At 61.3% G+C, this 19,643-nt stretch carries 15 protein-coding genes; 4 read left to right on the forward strand and 11 right to left on the reverse strand.

Annotated features, from left to right (window positions below; genetic code table 11):
• Window positions 1-91 precede the first annotated feature (91 nt).
• The 7 genes from uvrC to ACLRGI_RS11995 all read right to left on the reverse strand — a co-directional run bounded on the left by uvrC (window position 92) and on the right by ACLRGI_RS11995 (window position 8,003).
• Window positions 92-2,122, reverse strand: a complete 2,031-nt coding sequence (uvrC, locus tag ACLRGI_RS11965) for an excinuclease ABC subunit UvrC (protein WP_419201866.1) — start codon at window positions 2,120-2,122, stop codon at window positions 92-94.
• Between the two features lie 59 nt (window positions 2,123-2,181).
• The gene (locus ACLRGI_RS11970) at window positions 2,182-2,850 is read right to left on the reverse strand and encodes a lysophospholipid acyltransferase family protein (RefSeq protein WP_419201867.1); all 669 of its coding nucleotides are present in this window, start codon (window positions 2,848-2,850) and stop codon (window positions 2,182-2,184) included.
• Complete coding sequence (locus tag ACLRGI_RS11975; protein WP_419201868.1) at window positions 2,837-3,553, reverse strand: HAD hydrolase-like protein; 717 nt, start codon at window positions 3,551-3,553, stop codon at window positions 2,837-2,839. The genes ACLRGI_RS11970 and ACLRGI_RS11975 overlap by 14 nt, the downstream gene beginning before the upstream one ends.
• A gap of 112 nt (window positions 3,554-3,665) precedes the next feature.
• Complete coding sequence (gene uvrA, locus ACLRGI_RS11980; protein ID WP_419201869.1) at window positions 3,666-6,593, reverse strand: excinuclease ABC subunit UvrA; 2,928 nt, start codon at window positions 6,591-6,593, stop codon at window positions 3,666-3,668.
• A 65-nt stretch (window positions 6,594-6,658) separates the two neighbouring features.
• Window positions 6,659-7,039 (reverse strand): GntR family transcriptional regulator, encoded by a 381-nt coding sequence (locus ACLRGI_RS11985; protein ID WP_419201870.1) that lies wholly within the window; start codon window positions 7,037-7,039, stop codon window positions 6,659-6,661.
• On the reverse strand, window positions 7,036-7,212 hold the full coding sequence (locus tag ACLRGI_RS11990) for a hypothetical protein (RefSeq protein ID WP_419201871.1): 177 nt from the start codon (window positions 7,210-7,212) through the stop codon (window positions 7,036-7,038). The genes ACLRGI_RS11985 and ACLRGI_RS11990 overlap by 4 nt, the downstream gene beginning before the upstream one ends.
• A complete protein-coding gene (locus tag ACLRGI_RS11995; RefSeq protein WP_419201872.1) occupies window positions 7,209-8,003 on the reverse strand; it encodes a trans-aconitate 2-methyltransferase in 795 nt (264 codons plus the stop codon). Before ACLRGI_RS11995 ends, ACLRGI_RS11990 begins: the two co-directional genes overlap by 4 nt.
• A 70-nt stretch (window positions 8,004-8,073) precedes the next feature.
• On the opposite strand from ACLRGI_RS11995, the gene ACLRGI_RS12000 reads away from it, so the two are divergent.
• From ACLRGI_RS12000 to ACLRGI_RS12010, 3 genes are all read left to right on the forward strand, one after another.
• Window positions 8,074-10,608, forward strand: a complete 2,535-nt coding sequence (locus tag ACLRGI_RS12000) for a DEAD/DEAH box helicase (protein WP_419201873.1) — start codon at window positions 8,074-8,076, stop codon at window positions 10,606-10,608.
• Window positions 10,609-11,099: 491 nt separating this feature from the next.
• The gene (locus ACLRGI_RS12005) at window positions 11,100-11,612 is read left to right on the forward strand and encodes a GNAT family N-acetyltransferase (protein WP_419201913.1); all 513 of its coding nucleotides are present in this window, start codon (window positions 11,100-11,102) and stop codon (window positions 11,610-11,612) included.
• Window positions 11,605-12,948: an alpha/beta fold hydrolase gene (locus ACLRGI_RS12010; protein ID WP_419201874.1), complete on the forward strand. Its 1,344-nt coding sequence runs from the start codon at window positions 11,605-11,607 to the stop codon at window positions 12,946-12,948. Before ACLRGI_RS12005 ends, ACLRGI_RS12010 begins: the two co-directional genes overlap by 8 nt.
• Here ACLRGI_RS12010 and ACLRGI_RS12015 read toward each other — a convergent pair.
• The 4 genes from ACLRGI_RS12015 to coaE form a co-directional block, all read right to left on the reverse strand.
• On the reverse strand, window positions 12,945-14,297 hold the full coding sequence (locus tag ACLRGI_RS12015) for an MFS transporter (protein ID WP_419201875.1): 1,353 nt from the start codon (window positions 14,295-14,297) through the stop codon (window positions 12,945-12,947). The genes ACLRGI_RS12010 and ACLRGI_RS12015 overlap by 4 nt on opposite strands.
• Window positions 14,298-14,327: 30 nt before the next feature.
• A complete protein-coding gene (locus ACLRGI_RS12020) occupies window positions 14,328-15,356 on the reverse strand; it encodes a TerC family protein (protein ID WP_419201876.1) in 1,029 nt (342 codons plus the stop codon).
• A gap of 168 nt (window positions 15,357-15,524) precedes the next feature.
• Entirely contained in the window at window positions 15,525-17,624 is a 2,100-nt protein-coding gene (gene uvrB / locus ACLRGI_RS12025) for an excinuclease ABC subunit UvrB (protein WP_419201877.1), read from the reverse strand.
• A 29-nt stretch (window positions 17,625-17,653) separates the two neighbouring features.
• Window positions 17,654-18,892 carry a dephospho-CoA kinase gene (gene coaE, locus ACLRGI_RS12030; RefSeq protein WP_419201878.1) on the reverse strand — a complete coding sequence of 413 codons (1,239 nt, stop codon included), beginning with the start codon at window positions 18,890-18,892 and terminating at the stop codon, window positions 17,654-17,656.
• A 22-nt stretch (window positions 18,893-18,914) separates the two neighbouring features.
• Between coaE and ACLRGI_RS12035 the strand changes: the two genes are divergently transcribed.
• A complete protein-coding gene (locus tag ACLRGI_RS12035; protein ID WP_419201879.1) occupies window positions 18,915-19,604 on the forward strand; it encodes an IMPACT family protein in 690 nt (229 codons plus the stop codon).
• Window positions 19,605-19,643: the final 39 nt, after the last annotated feature.

Below are 19,643 nucleotides of genomic sequence, written 5' to 3' on the forward strand. Positions count from 1 at the left end.
CGTGGTTGCCGCCTGGGACGACGTGGCACACGTGGCCGGAGTCAGGCGCCCGGCAGCGCACTTATGCGGACCGGACAAGTTCTTACCCTAGCTAAGATTCAAGGATTTCGCCGGTGGTCATGTTTACCGCCGGCGCCGCTTCACCGGTGTCTGCCGCGGAACCAAGGTGTTGGACCACGGCCGCAGCCAGTGCCGGGCCGATCCCCTTGGCGGAGGTGAGCTCCTCTACGGATGCCGCCTTGATCTTCTTGAGCGAGCCAAAATGTGCCACGAGCGCCTTGCGTTTCGCTTCACCCAGGCCGGGCACTCCGTCCAGCACGGAAACCGTCATGGCCTTGCCACGCTTCTGCCGATGGAAGGTGATGGCAAAACGGTGAGCCTCGTCACGGATTCGCTGCAGTAGGTACAGCCCCTGGGAGGTCCTCGGCAGGATCACGGGGAAGTCGCTGTCGGGCAGCCAAACCTCCTCGAGCCGCTTAGCGAGGCCTACCACGTAAACGTCATCGATGCCGAGATCCGAGAGGGCGCGGGCCGCCGCATTGACTTGCGGTTGCCCACCGTCAACAACCACCAGGTTGGGCGGGTAGGCGAACTTGGCCTTGGGAGCGGGAACCTCGGGGTACGACGGCGGCACCTCCGCGCCGCCCACTTGACTCTTGGCCTGGGCGCCGGCCCGCGTCGGGTTGACGATCTCGCCGGAAACGATGGGGACCTGGGCAGCTTTGTCCGTCAGGTAATGCCTGAACCGACGCGTCAGGACGTCGTGCATGGCGGCAGTATCGTCCGCTGCGGCCGCGCCCGTAATGGAGAATTTCCGGTAGTCGGACTTCTTGGGCAGCCCGTCTTCTACCACCACCATGGAAGCGACCACGTTTGTCCCTTGTACGTGGGAAATATCGAAGCACTCGATCCGTAGCAGGGGAACCGGAATGTCCAGGGCCTCCTGCAGTTCCTGGAGGGCCAGGGACCTGACCGTAATGTCACCTGCACGGCGCGTCTTGTGGAGCTTCAGCGCTTGCTCGGCATTCTCGCGCACGGTGGACATCAGGGCCGCTTTGTCACCGCGCTGTGGCACGCGGATTTCCACCCGGGCTCCGCGCAAGCCTCCCAGCCATTCGGATAGCTCAGCATGGTTGCTGGGGTTCTCCGGCACCAGGACTTCGCGTGGGATTCGGCCCTGAACTTCGCTGTCCTCCCCATAGACCTGCTGCAACAAGTGTTCGATGAGTTCCGGCGTCGTAGCATCCTCCACCTTCTCCACCACCCAGCCACGCTGGCCACGGACGCGGCCGCCGCGCACGTGGAACACCTGGACGGAGGCTTCGAGTTCGTCCTCGTGGAGAGCGAAGACGTCCGCGTCGGTGTCCTCGGCCAGGACTACGGCGTTGCGTTCAAAGACCTTCCGGAGCGCAATGATGTCGTCCCGCAGTCCTGCCGCGCGCTCGTAGTCCAGTTCTGCGACAGCGGCAGCCATCTCCTTTTCCAGTCGGCTGATGAAACGCTTGGCCTCGCCGCCCATGAAGGAACAGAAGTCTTCTGCAAGGCCACGATGCTCCTCCGGAGTGACGCGTCCCACGCAGGGTGCCGAGCACTTGTCGATATACCCCAGGAGACAGGGGCGTCCGCTTGATTCAGCACGCTTGAAGACGCCTGCGCTGCAACTCCGGACGGGGAATACCCGCAGGAGTGTGTCCATGGTTTCCCTGATGGCGCCGGCGGTGTAAGGACCGAAGTACCGGGTGCCTTTGCGGCGTTCACCACGCATGACCTGGACCCTGGGGTACTTCTCGCCCATGGTGACGGCGAGGTAGGGATAGGTCTTGTCGTCCCGGAACACGACGTTGAACCGCGGCTTGAATTCCTTGATCCACGTGTATTCCAACTGAAGCGATTCCAGCTCGCTGCCTACCACGGTCCATTCAACGCTGCTGGCCGCATGGACCATTGCATGGGTCTTGGGGAGGAGGCCTGCGGGGTTGACGAAGTAGGAATTCAGTCGGGAACGGAGGTTCTTGGCCTTGCCAACATAAATGACCCGGCCATGGGGGTCACGGAAACGATAGACGCCCGGCGTGGTGGGAATTTCACCCGTTTGGGGCCGGTAACTTGCTGGATCTGCCACGTTTCCAGTCTAGTGAACCGGAACGACACTCATTGCCACGGTGCAGCAGCACAGAGGCTTCAGTCGACTGATTTGCTTTGGTTATAGCTGGTGGACCGCTCCTGGCCGCTAAGCAGGGCAATGGCATCCATGATCTTATCTGTGACTTCGCGGCGGGCAGGCAGGGAATGGTCAGGACCTGTCTTGTCAAAGTAGAGGGGTTCGCCCACCTTCATGGTGAAGTGCTGCGGGCGGACGGCGTTTTTGTCCGCAGGCTGCAACTGCCCCGTGCCGATCAGTCCTACCGGGATCACAGGAGCACCCGTGGTCAAAGCGAGCCATCCCACGCCGGTCCTGCCGCGGTACAGAATGCCGTCCCGTGACCGGGTGCCTTCAGGGTAAATGCCGATGCCCTTACCGGATTCCAGGATGTCCAGCAGGGTCTTGAGCGCCTGGACGCTGGCCGCCTGTTCACCACGCTCCACCGGAATTGAACCCACTGCCTCGAAGAATGACTTCATCACGGCACCTTTTACGCCTTTGGTGGTGAAGTATTCCGCTTTGGCAAAAAAGGCGACAGGGCGGGGCATGAGTGCTTGGACAATGACGCTGTCCAGGAAGGAGAGGTGGTTGGGGGCCACGATGAACGGCCCATCCTTGGGAACGTTCTCCAAGCCAATGACCGTGGGACGGCACGTGGAGGAAATCAGGCCACGGGTTGTCCATCGGATCGCATCAAAGACTGCCATCGTTTTGTACCTCGCTCAGGGCTGCCGTGCGGACAGCGTCAAGTTCTTCAATCTTTGTGCGCAGCTCGGCGGCAGTGTTTACGACGGCGACGGCTCCGGCTTGCTCAAGTTCACCTTCCGGCGCGAAGCCCCAGCTGACGCCGATGCAATCCAATCCGTTGGCAAGCGCACCCATGACATCCTGGTGCCTGTCCCCCACCATGACGGCCGATTGCGAGTGGAGGTCGGCCAGTGCCGCGCCAACGATCTCAACCTTGCCGGGTGCCGTATTGGCTCCCAGGGACTCGTCGTCGGCAGCACCGCGGATCGAGACAAAGAAGTGGGCAATTTTATGGTGCTCAAGCACGAGTCGCGCAATTGACTGCGGCTTCTGCGTGGCTACCGCCACGGGCCGGCCGGTCTCAGCGAAGAATTCGAGGAGATCGAAGATCCCGGGGTACAACTTGCTTTGGCCAATACCGGTTTCTTTGTAGTGCCGCCGGTACCGCTCAATGGTTTCATCCACCAATCCGGTGGGGACACCGGCCAAATGCAGCAAGGAATCGCTGAGTTTGGGCCCCACCATGGAATTCAGCACAGCTTGTTCGGGAACAGGAAGCTCCATTTCCCGGAGGGCGGCAGAGATGCCTCCCGTGATACCACCGGCAGGATCGACAAGGGTGCCGTCCAGATCGAATATTACGGGCACCTTTGTTTGAGTCACCGGGTTAGTTTCTCACGAGTAGCGGCATGCCTGAAACTCGCATGCCGCTACTGGAATACTTCCAAGGCCTTGGAGATATTCCTCTGGCGGCCTCGTGGCCGCCCGTGAGCAACTAGCCGAGAATCTCGGCCAGGAATGTTGCTGTGTGGCTATCCGTGGATTTTGCCACCTGTTCCGGCGTACCTGTGGCAACAATCTTTCCTCCACCTGAACCACCATTGGGACCGAGATCCACAATCCAGTCCGCGGACTTGATGACATCCAGGTTGTGCTCAATGGTGATCACGGTGTTGCCCTTGTCCACCAAGCCCTGAAGAACCATGAGCAGTTTGCGGATGTCCTCAAAGTGCAGGCCCGTGGTGGGCTCGTCAAGGACATAGATGCTGCGACCGTTGGAACGCTTTTGCAGTTCGGCAGCCAGCTTTACGCGCTGGGCCTCACCGCCGGAAAGAGTGGTTGCCGGCTGGCCGAGCCGGACATAGCCAAGGCCCACATCCACCAAGGTGTTCAAATGCCGTGCGATCGGGGTGAAGGCAGCGAAGAACTCCGCACCTTCCTCGATGGGCATGTTGAGGACGTCGGCAATGGTCTTGCCCTTGTAGTGAACTTCCAGGGTCTCCCGGTTGTACCTGGCGCCGTGGCACACTTCGCAAGGAACATAGACATCCGGCAGGAAGTTCATCTCGATCTTCAACGTACCGTCGCCTGAACAAGCCTCGCAGCGACCGCCCTTGACGTTGAACGAGAACCGTCCCGGCTGGTATCCACGAACCTTGGCTTCGGTGGTCTCAGCGAAGAGCTTGCGGATGTTGTCAAAGACACCGGTGTACGTAGCCGGGTTGGACCGGGGTGTGCGGCCGATGGGGCTTTGGTCAACGTGGACCACCTTGTCCAGGTGCTCCAGGCCGGCCACCGCGCGGTGGCGTCCTGCGACCTGCTTGGCGCCGTTGAGCTTGTTGGCAAGGACCTTGTACAGGATCTCGTTCACGAGCGTGGACTTGCCGGACCCGCTAACGCCAGTAACCGCCGTGAAGAGTCCCAAAGGGAAGGTTGCGTCAACGTTGTTGAGGTTGTTCTCCCTTGCACCGACTACCTTGAGTTCACGCTTTTTGTCGTACTTGCGTCGTTTGGTGGGGACATCAATCTTGCGGCGTCCGGACAAGTAGTCACCCGTCAGCGAGTCTGTATTCGCGAGGAGTTCCTTGTACGTTCCTGAGTGAACAACCTGGCCGCCGTGTTCGCCGGCGCCCGGTCCGATGTCAACCACCCAGTCGGCTTCGTGGATGGTGTCTTCATCATGCTCCACCACGATCAGGGTGTTACCGAGGTCGCGGAGGCGGGTGAGCGTTTCGATCAGCCTCCGGTTGTCACGCTGGTGCAAGCCAATGGATGGCTCATCCAGAACGTACAGGACGCCCACCAGGCCGGAGCCGATCTGGGTGGCCAGCCGGATGCGTTGTGCCTCACCGCCGGACAAGGTTCCGGAGGGACGCTCAAGGTTGAGATACTCCAGGCCAACATCCAGGAGGAAGGTCAGGCGGGCCTGGATTTCCTTCAGTACTTGATTGGCGATCTGGGCTTCCCTGTTGGTCAGCGTAAGGCTGCCCAGGAATTCCGCGCACTCACGCATCGGCAGGGCAGCGACCTCGGCGATGGACTTGCCGTTGATGAGCACGGACAGTGACGCCGGGTTGAGACGCGCACCGTTGCACTCGGGGCAGGGAATTTGGCGCATGTACTCTTCGTACCGGTCACGTGCCCAGTCGGAATCAGTTTCCCCGTGCTTACGGTGGACGTACTGGATGGCACCTTCAAAGCCAGTGCTGTACTTACGTTCGCGACCAAAACGGTTCTTGTACTGCACAACAACCTTGTGGTCCTTGCCGTGCAGCACAGTATTGCGCACGTCCTTGGGCAGTTTCTCCCACGAGGTCTTCATGGAGAAACCAAGTTCGTGCGCCAGGCCCTCAAGGAGCCGGTTCCAATACTCGGTCGTCGCTGTGCCGAGAGCCCATGGCGCAATGGCGCCCTCACCGAGGGAGAGTTCCGGATTAGGAACGATCAACTCTTCATCCACCTCCAAACGGGTGCCGATGCCACTGCAAGCAGAGCAGGCGCCGAAGGGGTTGTTGAACGAGAAGGATCGCGGTTCAATCTCATCGATGGCCAGGGGGTGCTCGTTGGGGCACGCCAGGTTTTCCGAGAAAGCACGGATGCGCTCGGGATCTTCGGCGTCCAGGTCGACAAACTCCACCAGCACGCGGCCTTCGGCGAGGCCAAGGGCCGTCTCCACGGAATCAGTGAGGCGCTGGCTGATTTCTTCTTTGACCACCAAGCGGTCCACCACAACCTCGATGGTGTGCTTGAACTGCTTGCCGAGCTTGGGGGGATCACTGAGTTGAACCAGTTCCCCGTCTACGCGGGCCCGGGAATAGCCCTTCGCGGTCAGTTCCTTGAAGAGATCGACAAACTCGCCCTTGCGGCCACGGACGACCGGGGCCAGAACCTGGAAGCGCGTACCGGGGTCCAACTCCAGCAGCTGATCCACAATCTGTTGCGGCGTCTGCCGGGCGATGGGCTCGCCGCAGACGGGACAGTGCGGACGGCCTACGCGCGCCCACAGCAAACGCATGTAGTCGTAAATTTCGGTGATGGTGCCCACCGTTGAACGTGGGTTCTTGCTGGTGGACTTCTGGTCGATGGATACGGCAGGCGAGAGGCCCTCGATGAAATCGACGTCGGGCTTGTCCACCTGGCCCAGGAATTGGCGCGCGTAAGCCGACAACGACTCTACGTAGCGACGCTGGCCTTCAGCGAAGATGGTGTCAAAAGCCAAGGATGACTTGCCGGAACCGGAGAGTCCCGTGAACACGATCATGGCGTCACGCGGGAGATCCAGGTCCACGTTGCGCAAATTGTGTTCCCGGGCACCTTTGACCACCAAACGGGACAGATCCGGCTTGACGGGTTTGGTATCGGGAAGGACGGAGACGCCGTTCAAGGCATCCATGGCGGTATCTTCAGCTAAGGCTTTGGGCACCTACCAATGCTAATCGAAAACTTCTTCGAATTTCCATGTCGTGCCTCACATGCTACTGATCGGTATCAGTCGGCGTCGTAGGCCGCAGCGAGAAGTTGCACTGCCTCGGCAAATGAGGCTCCCTGGGCCTTCGCAGCCGCCGCATATTGTGAGGCAACATCCGCCAACGCTCCCCAGCGATCATCACGTGCACAGACCACGGTTCCGTTGCGCCCCCGTGTTGCCACGACGCCGGCCGCTTCCAATTCTTTATACGCACGGGCAACGGTGTGAGGAGCGACATCCAGTACGCCGGCCAAATTGCGAACGGGAGGAAGTTTGGCTCCGACGGCGAGGACACCGGCATCCACGAGTTCAATGATGCGCAACCTCAATTGCTCAAAGAGCGCCACGGCACTGCTGGTGTTCGGGCGCCAGCTGCCCGGAAAATCTCCTGTGGGCGTCACGAGGAACTCCGGCCGGGTGCCGGTTCCACGCGGGGTATGTCTTGTTCGAAGCGTCCTTGGTCCATGCCGAGAATTAGACCAGCGACGTCGGCAAGGAACAAGCCGTTAGGGTCCGGGAAGTCATGGTGCAGGGTAACTGAATGCTCGTGCAGGGAAGCGTCCTGCCCGGTCATGGGCGCTTTTGGGCTACGGCGAAGATGCGACGGAACGGGAAGACCGTTCCGTGGCTCGTTGAAGGGTAGGCCTCGCGCAGCAAGGCCGAGTACTCCCCTTCGAAGTCAGCTGCCTCCTCCGCGGACAGAGCTGCCAACACCGGACGAAGTGCTGTCCCGCGAACCCACTCCAGTACCGGGTCCTCCCCCTGCAGCACCTGTTGGTAGGTGGTCTCCCAAGCGTCTGCCGCACATCCGGCGTCGAGCATGATGCCCAGGTAGTCAGCAGGGCTGCCCACCGCGCCATCGTGTCGAAGCACGCCCTCCAGCCGGGCGGACCACGCAGGAGACCCCGCCAGTTGACGCATGAGCGTATGGGAGGGTGACGTGAAATTCCCCGGTACCTGCATGGCGAACCATGCGCCGGGCTTGAGGGCGTGAAGCCAGCGTGCCAGCATCTCCTGATGCCCGGAAACCCATTGGAGCGCGGCATTGGTGACCACGACGTCGGTATCGGCATCGGGAACCCACTCCGCGATATCGCCCAGCTCAAAGGTCAGACGGCTGGACTGCTGCCAGGGGGAATGGTGCCGGAGGGACTCCGCTTTGCGGAGCATGTCCTCAGACGAGTCGACACCCACCACCCGGGCCTCCGGCCAGCGGTCACTGAGTGTAGCGGTGAGGTTCCCGGGACCGCAGCCGAGATCAATGACCTTGCTTGGGTGGTTGGCCCGGACCCTCCCGACGAGGTCATGGAAGGGCCGGTCCCGGTGGTTGCCGAACTCCACATATTTGGACGGATCCCACTTCACAAAAAGCCTCCTCGCTGTTGGCATGCTGCTGGGCCGAGCCTAAACCGTCCGGGCACTAAGCTGGAAACCAATGAAACTTCTTGAGCAGCTCCCCGGTTCCACGGCCACCGGTCCTTTGGACCCGGACGAAATCTACACACGGTTCGTGGAGTGGACCGAGAGCCGTGGGTTGCAGCTTTACCCGGCGCAGGACGAAGCGATCATGGAGCTTGCCTCCGGCGCCAACGTCATCCTGGCCACACCCACGGGCTCCGGTAAATCCCTGGTAGCAATTGCAGCCCACTTCGAAGCCATGGCACGCGGCCAGCGGAGTTACTACACAGCTCCAATCAAGGCTCTGGTCTCTGAAAAGTTCTTCGCGCTTTGCGAGATCTTCGGTGCTGAAAACGTTGGCATGATCACCGGTGATTCCGGGGTGAACCAGGATGCACCCATCATTTGCTGCACGGCGGAAATCCTGGCCAACATCGCCCTGCGCGAAGGCTCCTCGGCGGCACTGGGCTCGGTGATCATGGATGAGTTCCACTTCTACTCCGATCCGCAGCGGGGGTGGGCATGGCAGGTGCCGCTCCTGGAACTCCCGCAGGCCCAGTTCCTCCTGATGTCCGCTACTTTGGGCGACGTCTCCCGATTCGAAACCGGTCTGACTGAACTCACCGGACGGACCACCACAACTGTGAGTTCAGCGGAACGTCCCATTCCGTTGCATTACTACTACCACTTGACGCCCGTTCACGAGACGCTGGAAGAACTGCTCTCCACAAAGCAGGTACCTGTTTATGTGGTGCACTTCAGCCAGGCGGAAGCGATTGAGCGTGCTCAGAACCTTATGAGCATCAACATGTGCAGCCGTGCCGAAAAGGACCGTATCGCCGAACTGATTGCAGGGTTCAGGTTCGCCGCCGGGTTCGGAAAAACACTCAACAGGCTGGTTCGGCATGGCATCGGGGTCCACCATGCCGGCATGCTGCCCAAGTACCGCCGACTGGTGGAGCAGCTCGCCCAGGCCGGGCTCCTCAAAGTCATTTGTGGAACCGACACGTTGGGGGTGGGTATCAACGTACCCATCAGGACTGTGCTGTTGACGGCTTTGAGCAAGTACGACGGCGTACGCACCAGATCGCTTAACTCCCGTGAGTTCCACCAGATTGCCGGCCGTGCAGGCCGCGCCGGTTACGACACCGCCGGCACCGTGGTGGTTCAGGCTCCGGACCATGTAGTGGAAAATACCAAAGCCATGGCCAAAGCCACTGCCAAGTTTGGCGATGACCAGAAGAAACTGCGCCAGGTGGTTAAGAAAAAGCCTCCCGAAGGTTTTGTCTCCTGGGGAGAGCCCACGTTCAAGCGACTCGTTGAATCAGTGCCCGAGCCCTTGACTTCAAGCTTCACGGTCACCCACGCGATGCTGTTGAACCTGATGGAACGCCCGGGCGACCCCTTCCAGGCAACCCGCCGCCTCCTGAGTGAGAACCATGAAAGCCGCCCGGCGCAGCTCAGGCTGATGAAGAAGGCCTTGGGGATCTACCGGGAACTGCTGGCCGCAGGTGTGGTTGAACGCATTCCTGAAGAGGAACAGGAAGCGGAAGGCCGTTCGGTCCGGCTCACCGTTCACCTGCAAGCCAATTTTGCCCTCAACCAGCCGCTGTCCCCCTTCGCGCTTGCTGCGTTGGAACTCCTTGATCCCGAATCCCCCTCCTACGCCTTGGATGTTGTCTCGGTCATTGAGTCAACGCTGGAGAAACCACGCCAGATCCTCTCGGCCCAGCAGAAGAAGGCAAGAGGCGAAGCCGTCGCTGCCATGAAGGCCGACGGCATCGAGTACGACCAGCGCATGGCCATGCTGGACGAAGTTACTTATCCCATGCCCCTGGCAGAAATTCTTGGCGAGGCCTTCGAGGTCTACCGCAAGGCCGCCCCCTGGGTGGGCGACTTCGAGCTTGCTCCGAAATCGATCATCCGGGACATGTATGAGCGTGCCATGAACTTCGGTGAGTTTGTGCAGTTTTACGGTTTGGCCCGTTCGGAGGGCATCGTCCTGCGCTATCTGGCGGACGGCTTCCGTGCGCTGAGGCAGACTGTGCCCCAGGATTTGCTTCGTGAGGACCTTGAAGATCTCATTGCGTGGTTGGGTGAGCTGGTACGCCAAGTGGATTCCAGCCTGTTGGACGAGTGGGAAGAGCTCACATCGGGCCTGGCACCAACACCCCATGACGCTCCCCCGCCCCCGCCACCGCTGCTGACGGCTAACATCCGGGCCTTCCGGGTCATGGTTCGGAACGAGATGTTCCGCAGGGTGGAACTCTTCGCGGACGAGGACTCTGCGGCCTTGGGCGAGCTCGACGCCGATGCCGGCTGGGACGCAGAGCGGTGGGAAGAAGTCCTGGACGATTACTTCGACGAACATGACGACATCGGCACAGGTCCGGATGCGCGGGGACCCGGGCTGCTCATCATCACGGAGGAACCGGGTACGTGGAAGGTTCGGCAAATCTTCGATGACCCTGCCGGCAACCACGATTGGGGAATATCTGCCGACGTGGACCTGGCAGCGTCCGATGAGACCGGCACGGCAGTAGTCCGCGTGACAGACGCCAACAGGCTCTAGGTATAAAGGCAATGAACCCCGGTGCAGTGAAGTCCGGCGCCATGGACTCCATTCCGGACTTGACCGTCGGCCTGCGGGAGGTGGAAGCACTACGCAAGGAACAGCCTGCGACCTGCATCGGTTCGCGTCGATGGTGGGGTGGTGCCTTGGACGTCGAAGGGCTGGCACATCCGCCTGGTGACGGCCACCTTGACCGCTTGGGGCACTGGCGGGCCGTGGCAGGGAAGACGGGGTTTGACAGTCTCGTCCAAGCGGCCTGCGGAATCGCGGTGGACTATGGAGAGCATCTCGACGACGGATGGAAACCTGGAGCGCTTTCCGGTCCAGGTCCTGGACGACGCCACAGGATGCGCGGTGGTGGCGGCGGTGCTGGCTTTGCCCGCCGAGCGATTCGGGGCTGGAGCAGGGGGTCAGCGAAGCTCTCTTTGGCACGTACAGCCGAGGAACTTTTGAAGGTAGGAAGCCGGAGAGGGCCTAGTAAGCTCGAAGACATGAGTGTAATCCGCCCCGCCACTGTTGAAGACGTCCCTGCCATCCTTCGTATGATCCACGATCTCGCTATCTACGAAAAAGAACCGGACGCGGTTAAGAACACCCCTGCCATGCTCACGAATGTACTCTTTGGCGAGAACCCCGGGGTGTACGCCACCATTGCGGAAAACAGCGCCGGAACAGTTCAGGGTTTCGCGCTCTGGTTCCTGAACTACTCCACGTGGGAAGGCGTCCACGGCATCTACCTTGAGGACCTCTACGTGGTTCCGGATGCGCGGGGCGAGGGCCACGGCAAAGCGTTGCTGCAGTATCTGGCGACCACCGCCGTCGAACGCGGTTACGCCCGGGTGGAGTGGAGCGTCCTGAACTGGAACGAGCCCTCCATCAACTTCTACAAAAACCTCGGCGCCTATCCCATGGAGGAATGGTCAACGTTCAGGCTTACAGGCGATGCACTCCAGGCTTTCGGAGCGAATGTCGGTGAGGCGAAAGAAGCGCTGACCCATGGCTGAACCCTCGGTAAATGGCGGGCTGCCCTCGGCCGGCAGGCACTTCGTCCAAGCCCGCCACGAATTCCGTGGACTCCGGACGGCGGAGCACTACTTCACCGTTCCCTTGGTGCACCAGGCAGAGGTCCCCGGCGAAACGATCACCATCTTCGCCCGGGAATACTCCTCCACCGACCATTCGGCAGAGGAGACAGCCAAGTTGCCATGGCTCCTGTTCCTACAGGGTGGGCCAGGCGGCCGGGGTAACCGGGTCACCTCGTTGTCGGGCTGGATGAAGGCTGCGGCGAGAGACTTTCGCATCCTGATGCTGGACCAACGCGGCACCGGGTTGTCCACCCCTATTGAGCTGCGGTCCTTGGAGCATCGGGGCGACGCCGCGGCGCAGGCAGAATACCTGACCCACTTCCGCGCTGATTCCATCGTGGCGGACGCCGAATACATCCGGGGTGTCCTGGGCTTGGGACCGTGGTCAGTGCTGGGACAAAGCTTCGGTGGGTTTTGTGCCCTGACATACTTGTCCTTCGCCCCGGAAGGGCTGCGCGAAGTGCTGATCACGGGCGGCTTGGCCCCTCTCCATGGCCCAGCGGACCGCGTGTACCAAGCAACGTTCCGCCGGGTTGCAGAAAGGAACGCCGAGTATTTCTCGTGGTATCCGGAGGACAGGGAAAAGGGCACACGCATTGCCCGCCATCTGGACCAGCACGCCGAATACCTTGCCAGTGGCGAACGCTTGACCCCGGAGCGTTTCCAAATGGTGGGGTCTTTCCTGGGCGGAAACACCAGGGTTGATGCGCTTCACTACCTTTTGGAGGATGCGTTTATCGCTACGCCTTCCGGCGAGCAGTTGTCCGAATCGTTCCTCGAACAAGTACGGGGACTGGTGAGCCGGGCGGCGAATCCGCTCTACGCCGTCCTGCACGAATCCATCTATGGACAGGGAGAAGCGACCAACTGGGCGGCTTGGCGTGTTCTGGAGGACCACCCGGAGTTCAAGCCCGGGGCCGAAGAGCTCCTGCTTACTGGTGAAATGGTGTACCCGTGGTACTTCGAGCAGGACCCGGCACTGGTTCCCCTACGTGACGTGGCCGAACAACTGGCCGTGCGGAAAGACTGGAAACCCCTGTACGACCCCACCCGGTTGGCGTCCAATACAGTTCCCGTTGCCGCCGCCGTGTACAAAGACGACATCTACGTGGATCACGATCTTTCTTTGGAGACTGCTGCCGCCGTTCGCGGTCTTCAGACCTGGGTCACTTCGGACTTCCACCATGACGGCATCGGCGAGGACGGTGAGGGCATCTTTGGGAGGCTCTTCGGCATGGTGCGCGGCAACCGCTAGATGGATGTTTCCTTCGGCTCCCCGTCCACCGAGGCTGGCGACCGCTTGCGGGTTGCCGCAACGGCCGTCAGGGCCAACACGGCTGCGGCGAGCACGCTGGAAGCAATATTGAGCCCTTGATACCCGATCCAGGCAAGGAGCAATCCGGAGGTTGCCCCACCCAGCGCTCCGGCGGCACCCATCAGGGTATCCGAGACGCCCTGCACGGTGACTCGTTGCTCGGATGCGACGCTCTCGGCCAGCAGAGTTGATCCGGCAATGGTTGCCGCGGACCATCCCAAACCCAGAAGGATCAACCCAGCCGTCACCAACCCGGGTTCATGCTGGCCGAAACCCGCAATGAATACCGCCACCAGCAGGAGCCCGTGGCCCATGGCGATGGTCTGAAGGCGGCCGGCCTTGTCCGTAAGCCACCCCCAGAGGGGCGATAGGGCGAACATTCCAGCAATATGGAGGGAAATCGTGAGCCCGATAAGCACCAACGCATCCGTACTGTCGGTGCTTGCACCATGGTGGCCTTCCTGGGATCCGACCACGAGCTGTTGAAGATGCAGTGGTGTCATGGACATGACCGCCACCATGACGCCGTGGGCAGCTACGACCGCCGCCAAGGCCAGCATCGCCCGCGGTGACGAGCGGACGGCACGAATTCCGGACCGGATAGTTCCCCGGACAGGCGGCGCCCCTGTTTCACCGCTGACAGCTGTCTGACGGGCCAGCCTGCGGGACAGCAGCAGAGGATCCGGCCGCAGGCCGGCGAACAGCAGTCCGGCTGCCAGGAACAGTCCCACTGCGGAGAACACGAAAGGGCCCGCGATTGGCGGCAGGCCAAGCGCCGCGCCTACTGCGGCTCCCGGCTGAATCAGGTTGGGTCCTGCCACGGCCCCGATGGTGATGGCCCAGACCACTGTGGACAACGATCGTCCGCGGTGCTCCGGTTCTGCGAGGTCGACGGCGGCGAACCTCGCCTGCAGGTTCGCAGCCGTACCCAGGCCGAGGAAGGCTGCGCCCAGGAGGAGCAGGGCGAATGACTGGGACACTACTGCTGCGATGATGAGCAGCGCACCGACCATCGCAGCTACCAGGCCGGTGACCAGTCCTACGCGCCGGCCGCCTGCCTCAGCCAACCGCGCCAGCGGCAGTGCTGCGATTGCTGCGGCCAGTGTCAGGACAGTAGTAATGGAGCCGGCCCAGGCTTGGGAACCCGACAAGTCCACAGCCAGCAGGGAGCCGATGGAAAGCGTTGCCCCGTTGCCCACCCCGCTGAGCAGCTGAGCGGAACTGAGCAGGAAAACAGTACGGCGCTGAACCCTTTGCGGGTCCAGCGCCGCAGGTGAAGTGGTAGTCACTTCACGAGACTACAACCTTTTGAAGGGCAGCTACTCTGCCTCGCTCATGCTCTTTTTGGCGTCTGCCTCCAGCCGGGCATCCAGCTTGGCCTGCCGTGCCTGCGGGCTCATCAAGCTTGCTACGACAGCAACGATGATGGTTCCCACAATGACCGCCAACGACACATACGTGGGGATCTCCGGAGCCCATTCGATGTTCTGGCCGCCGTTGATAAACGGAAGCTCATTGACGTGCATTGCGTGCAGTACAAGCTTGACGCCGATGAAGGCCAGGATCACGGACAGGGCGTGCTTCAGGTACACCAGGCGCGTCATGAGTCCACCCAGGAGGAAGTACAGCTGACGCAGGCCCATCAAGGCGAAAATGTTCGCAGTGAAGACGATGAAGGCGCTTTGGGTCAGGCCGAAAATCGCGGGGATGGAGTCCACGGCGAACAGGAGGTCGGTCAGGCCGATCGTGATGAAGACGATCAGCATGGGAGTGAAGACCTTCTTGCCGTCCACCACGGTGCGGATCTTGTTGCCGTCGAACTTTTCGGACATCGGCAGGACCTTGCGAAGGCGTGCGATCAGCGGGTTCTCGGCGCCTTCTTCTTCGTCCTCGCCGGAATCCCGCGCCTGCTTCCAAGCAGTCCAGAGGAGGAAGGCGCCGAAGATGTAGAAGACCCAGCTGAACTGCTCGATGACCACGGCGCCCAGTGCGATGAAGATACCGCGAAGGATCAGCGCGATGATGATGCCCACCATCAGCACTTCCTGCTGGTACTTACGCGGCACCGAGAAGCGGGCCATGATGATGATGAACACAAAGAGGTTGTCGATACTCAGGCTGTACTCAGTGACCCAGCCTGCGACGAATTGGCCACCATATTCGGGGCCCGCAAAGAAGAACATTGCTACTGCAAAGAGCAGGGCAAGTGCGACGTAGAAACCGACCCATAGGCCGGCTTCCTTCATGGAGGGTTCGTGGGGACGCTTGACGACCAACAGGAGGTCAATCAGCAAGATGATTCCGAGAACGACAAAGGAGCCGATCTCAAACCAGACGGGAAGCTGCATTAAAGGTGCCTTTCGCAGGGTACGGGAAAGCGGTGTAAGTCTCTCCGGCCTGCCAGGGTGCGGTGAATGCAGATTTTGGCGGCCCGCTAGATCCGGCGAGGCATCTGTGCCTTGCGTGCTGACGGACGTAGCGCTTGGGATACTCCCCTACGTGAAAACAACCTTACCTTAGGCGTGCCCGGCAGACTGCATCTGGCGTAATTCGCGCTTCAACTCCTTGACTTCATCACGGATACGGGCGGCGACCTCGAACTGCAGTTCAGCAGCCGCCCCGTGCATCTGTTCGGTCAATTGCTCAATGAGGCCCACAAGGTCTTCGGCGGGAGCGGCGGCAAGGCCATCCTGGCGAACCGTGGCGGCACCCTTCGCAGCTGACTTGCCGCGCTTGCCACCCTTGGCCAGGCGGTTGTTGTTGAGCAGTTCCTGGGTGTCTGCGTCTTCCTTGGCCAGCTGGTCGGTGATGTCGGCAATCTTCTTGCGCAAGGGCTGGGGGTCTATGCCATGGTCTGTGTTGTACTGCACCTGGATGGCTCGACGTCGGTTTGTCTCCTCAATGGCGTGGGCCATGGAGTCCGTGATCCTGTCCGCATACATATGTACCTGGCCCGACACGTTGCGGGCGGCACGGCCGATGGTCTGGATCAGTGAGGTGGAGGAACGCAGGAAGCCTTCCTTGTCAGCGTCCAGAATGCTGACGAGGGAAACTTCGGGAAGGTCCAAGCCCTCGCGGAGCAGGTTGATGCCCACGAGGACATCGAAGACGCCCATACGCAGTTCGCGGAGCAGTTCCACGCGCCGCAGGGTGTCGACGTCGGAGTGCAAATACTCCACCTTGACGCCATGACCCACCAGGTAGTCGGTGAGGTCCTCCGCCATGCGCTTGGTCAACGTGGTGACAAGAACGCGTTCATTCTTTTCCGTGCGGGTCCTGATCTCACCAAGCAGGTCATCGATCTGTCCCTTGGTGGGCTTGACCACTACCTCGGGATCGATGAGTCCGGTGGGACGAATGATCTGCTGTACATAGCCATCGGCCTTGCCAAGCTCGTACTTGCCCGGCGTTGCGGACAGGTACACGGTCTGGCCGATGCGTTCCAGGAACTCGTCCCACTTCAGGGGCCGGTTGTCCATGGCCGAGGGCAGGCGGAAGCCGAAGTCCACGAGGTTCCGTTTGCGCGACATATCGCCCTCGTACATGGCACCGATCTGGGGAATCGTGACGTGCGATTCATCAACCACCAGCAGGAAGTCATCCGGGAAGTAGTCGATCAGGCAGTGAGGCGCCGTTCCGGGCTCGCGGCCATCAATGTGGACGGAGTAGTTCTCGATGCCGTTGCAGAAGCCCATCTGCTGCATCATTTCGAGGTCATACGTCGTCCGCATCCGGAGCCGCTGGGCTTCCACAAGCTTGTTCTGGCCTTCGAGGACCTTCAGGCGGTCAGCGAGTTCATCCTCAATCCGCTTGATGGCGCGGGCCATCCGCTCAGGGCCGGCCACATAGTGCGAGGCCGGGAAAACGTACATCTCTTCCTCGTCCCGCAACACCTCTCCGGTCAGCGGATGGAGTGTCTGGATGTTCTCGATCTCATCTCCGAAAAACTCGATCCGAATGGCAAGTTCCTCATACATCGGAATGATCTCAACGGTGTCGCCACGGACCCGGAAGGTGCCCCTGTGGAAGTCCATGTCATTGCGGGCGTACTGCATGGAGACGAACTTGCGAAGGAGATGGTCGCGATTCATCTCCGCGCCTTTGCGAAGCGTCACCATACCTGCGATGTACTCTTCCGGCGTACCCAGGCCGTAGATGCACGACACAGTGGCCACAACGATGACATCGCGGCGGGTCAGCAGCGCGTTGGTGGCCGAGTGCCTGAGCCTCTCGACTTCCTCGTTGATGGAGGAGTCCTTCTCGATGAAAGTGTCCGTTTGCGCTACGTACGCCTCGGGCTGGTAGTAGTCGTAGTAGGAGACGAAGTATTCCACCGCATTGTTGGGCAACAGCTCCCGGAATTCATTCGCCAACTGAGCGGCCAGGGTCTTGTTCTGGACCATTACCAACGTGGGGCGCTGGACCTGCTCGATGAGCCACGCCGTGGTGGCACTCTTACCCGTACCAGTGGCGCCGAGGAGGACAACGTCTTTTTCACCGTTGTTGATTCGTTCGGTCAGTTCTGCAATGGCGGTCGGCTGATCACCGGCAGGCTTAAACTCACTGATGACTTCGAAGGGTGCGACGACACGGTTGATCTCCTGGGCAAGGCTCATAAATCCAATGTACCCCTGCCCCAGGACAGCTACTGTCCGCGTTTGCCTTCAGCAGAAGACATATACGACGGCGGCATCCAGCCTGTGCGCCCGGCCCAAGCTTCCATGAGCGGCCAGGCCACGTCGGTGAACCACGGCTCCTTGGCCTCGGCGTACGGTGCGGTGTCGCGATCGTGCGCATGCGCGGCCGCGATCTCGCGTTTATGCGCCTCATACATCCTCAGGGCAGCCGGTTCGGACCGTAGCCAGTCCCGGAAGAGCAACGCGTAACGCCACCCGGGCGATCCTGCCACCCGCACGTGTACGTTCACCAGCTGCCCAGGGTCTGCGTTGGCGTGGAACCGCTTCTGCCACTGCGCGGGGTCGGGTTGGGCAGGTTTGGGGGTGTCCTGGTTGGCGCCCGGCACTGCGGGGAAACCGGCGCCGGCGAGATGGACCGCAATGCGATCCGCCGCACCAAGATCGGCTACGGCCACCTGCAGGTCTATGACGTCCTTTGCCGCCAGCCCTGGTACGGAGGTGGAGCCAACATGGTCCACTGACAGGATGTCGTGGGGAACCGCCGTGATGATGCGGGCAGCGAGCCTCTCGGCCTGGGCCGGCCACTCTCCCCGCGGCTGGCTCACGACGTGACCAGCGTCCCGGGCGGCACAGGTACCCCGGCTGAGGTTCTCCGCGAAGGGCGCCACTCGGTTCTCCCACAAGGCATCCACAGTGGCGAGCAGTTCTTGCCGGCTCCCGGAGTTGTCCAGGACAACGTCGGCAGCGGCATTACGTTCCGCACGAGTGGCCTGCGACGCGATGCGTGCGTGAGCGTCATCGTGTGACATCCGGCGGAACCGGACCATCCGACGGATACGGACCTCGTCAGGAGCATCCACCACCACTACCAGGTGGAAGTTGCTGCCCTGCCCGGTCTCGACAAGGAGCGGGATATCCTGGACCACGATGTCACCACGGCCGGCAGCTGACACTATCGCCGCAGCAGCCTTGCGGACCAGCGGATGGATGATGCCGTTGAGCACCTCGCGTTGAGCAGGATCCCGAAAAACAATGGACCCGAGCTTGGGCCGGTCAAGCCTCCCCTGTGCGTCCAGGATTCCAGGACCGAAGGCGTCCACAACGAGGGCCAGTCCCGGCGTGCCCGGCTCAACTACTTCCCGCGCTATGAGGTCCGCGTCCACAAGGATCGCGCCCAATTCCTGCAATCTGGACGCCACCAGTGATTTCCCCGAGGCGATGCCGCCCGTCAGCCCGATCTTCAACACCCTCCAACACTAGACTGAAGCGGTGGAAAATGAGGATGACAGCCGCGCGACAACCTACACGACACTCGGCGCGGGTTCGGATTTCCGCCACGAACTGGAGATCCGGCGGTCCCGCTTTATTACGGTTCTTCGGCGCTCCCCTGATGAGGAAACGGCGCGCTCACTGGTCAGTGACCTTCGGCGTGAATTCCACGACGCCCGCCACCATTGTTCGGCATTCGTCATAGGTCCCGATCGGATGATTCAACGCTCCAGCGACGACGGAGAACCTTCGGGTACGGCGGGCATCCCCATGCTGGAGGCCCTCGTCAAACGTGAGACCACACCCGGGGTGACAGACCTCAGTGACGTAAGTGCCGTCGTCGTGCGCTATTTCGGCGGGGTTCTCCTGGGAGCGGGCGGTCTGGTCCGCGCATACTCTGAGTCAGTCTCTGCCGCCCTGGATTCCGCTTCCCTGGTGCAGCGGCGAAGGCTGCGCCTGTGCGCCATCGAGGTCCCCCACGCTGAGGCCGGCCGCTTGGAAAATGAACTTCGCAGTGCCGGGTATGTCATGGCGGAGACGGGATACGAAGCCCGGCACACCATACTTCGCGTGGCGTTGCCGGATGACGAAGCGGCCATCTCCGAGGCCCATTCACGGTTGGCGTCGCTGACGGCCGGGACCTTGGAGCTGCGGCTCCAGGGAACCGATTGGGTTGACGTCCCCCGTTAGACAATCAACGGTTTCGCGGCTTAAAGCAGAAGGACCCCT

This window comes from Paenarthrobacter sp. PPS72 (assembly GCF_048537125.1).
Taxonomy (GTDB): domain Bacteria; phylum Actinomycetota; class Actinomycetes; order Actinomycetales; family Micrococcaceae; genus Arthrobacter; species Arthrobacter nitroguajacolicus_E.

Bases quoted from the DNA above. Each gene is read 5' to 3' on its own strand.
- ACLRGI_RS11970 (WP_419201867.1), bottom strand. From the start codon at position 2,850: ATGGCAGTCTTTGATGCGATCCGATGGACAACCCGTGGCCTGATTTCC.
- ACLRGI_RS11990 (WP_419201871.1), bottom strand. From the start codon at position 7,212: ATGACCGGGCAGGACGCTTCCCTGCACGAGCATTCAGTTACCCTGCAC.
- ACLRGI_RS12000 (WP_419201873.1), top strand. From the start codon at position 8,074: ATGAAACTTCTTGAGCAGCTCCCCGGTTCCACGGCCACCGGTCCTTTG.
- ACLRGI_RS12005 (WP_419201913.1), top strand. From the start codon at position 11,100: ATGAGTGTAATCCGCCCCGCCACTGTTGAAGACGTCCCTGCCATCCTT.
- ACLRGI_RS12010 (WP_419201874.1), top strand. From the start codon at position 11,605: ATGGCTGAACCCTCGGTAAATGGCGGGCTGCCCTCGGCCGGCAGGCAC.
- ACLRGI_RS12020 (WP_419201876.1), bottom strand. From the start codon at position 15,356: ATGCAGCTTCCCGTCTGGTTTGAGATCGGCTCCTTTGTCGTTCTCGGA.
- uvrB (WP_419201877.1), bottom strand. From the start codon at position 17,624: ATGAGCCTTGCCCAGGAGATCAACCGTGTCGTCGCACCCTTCGAAGTC.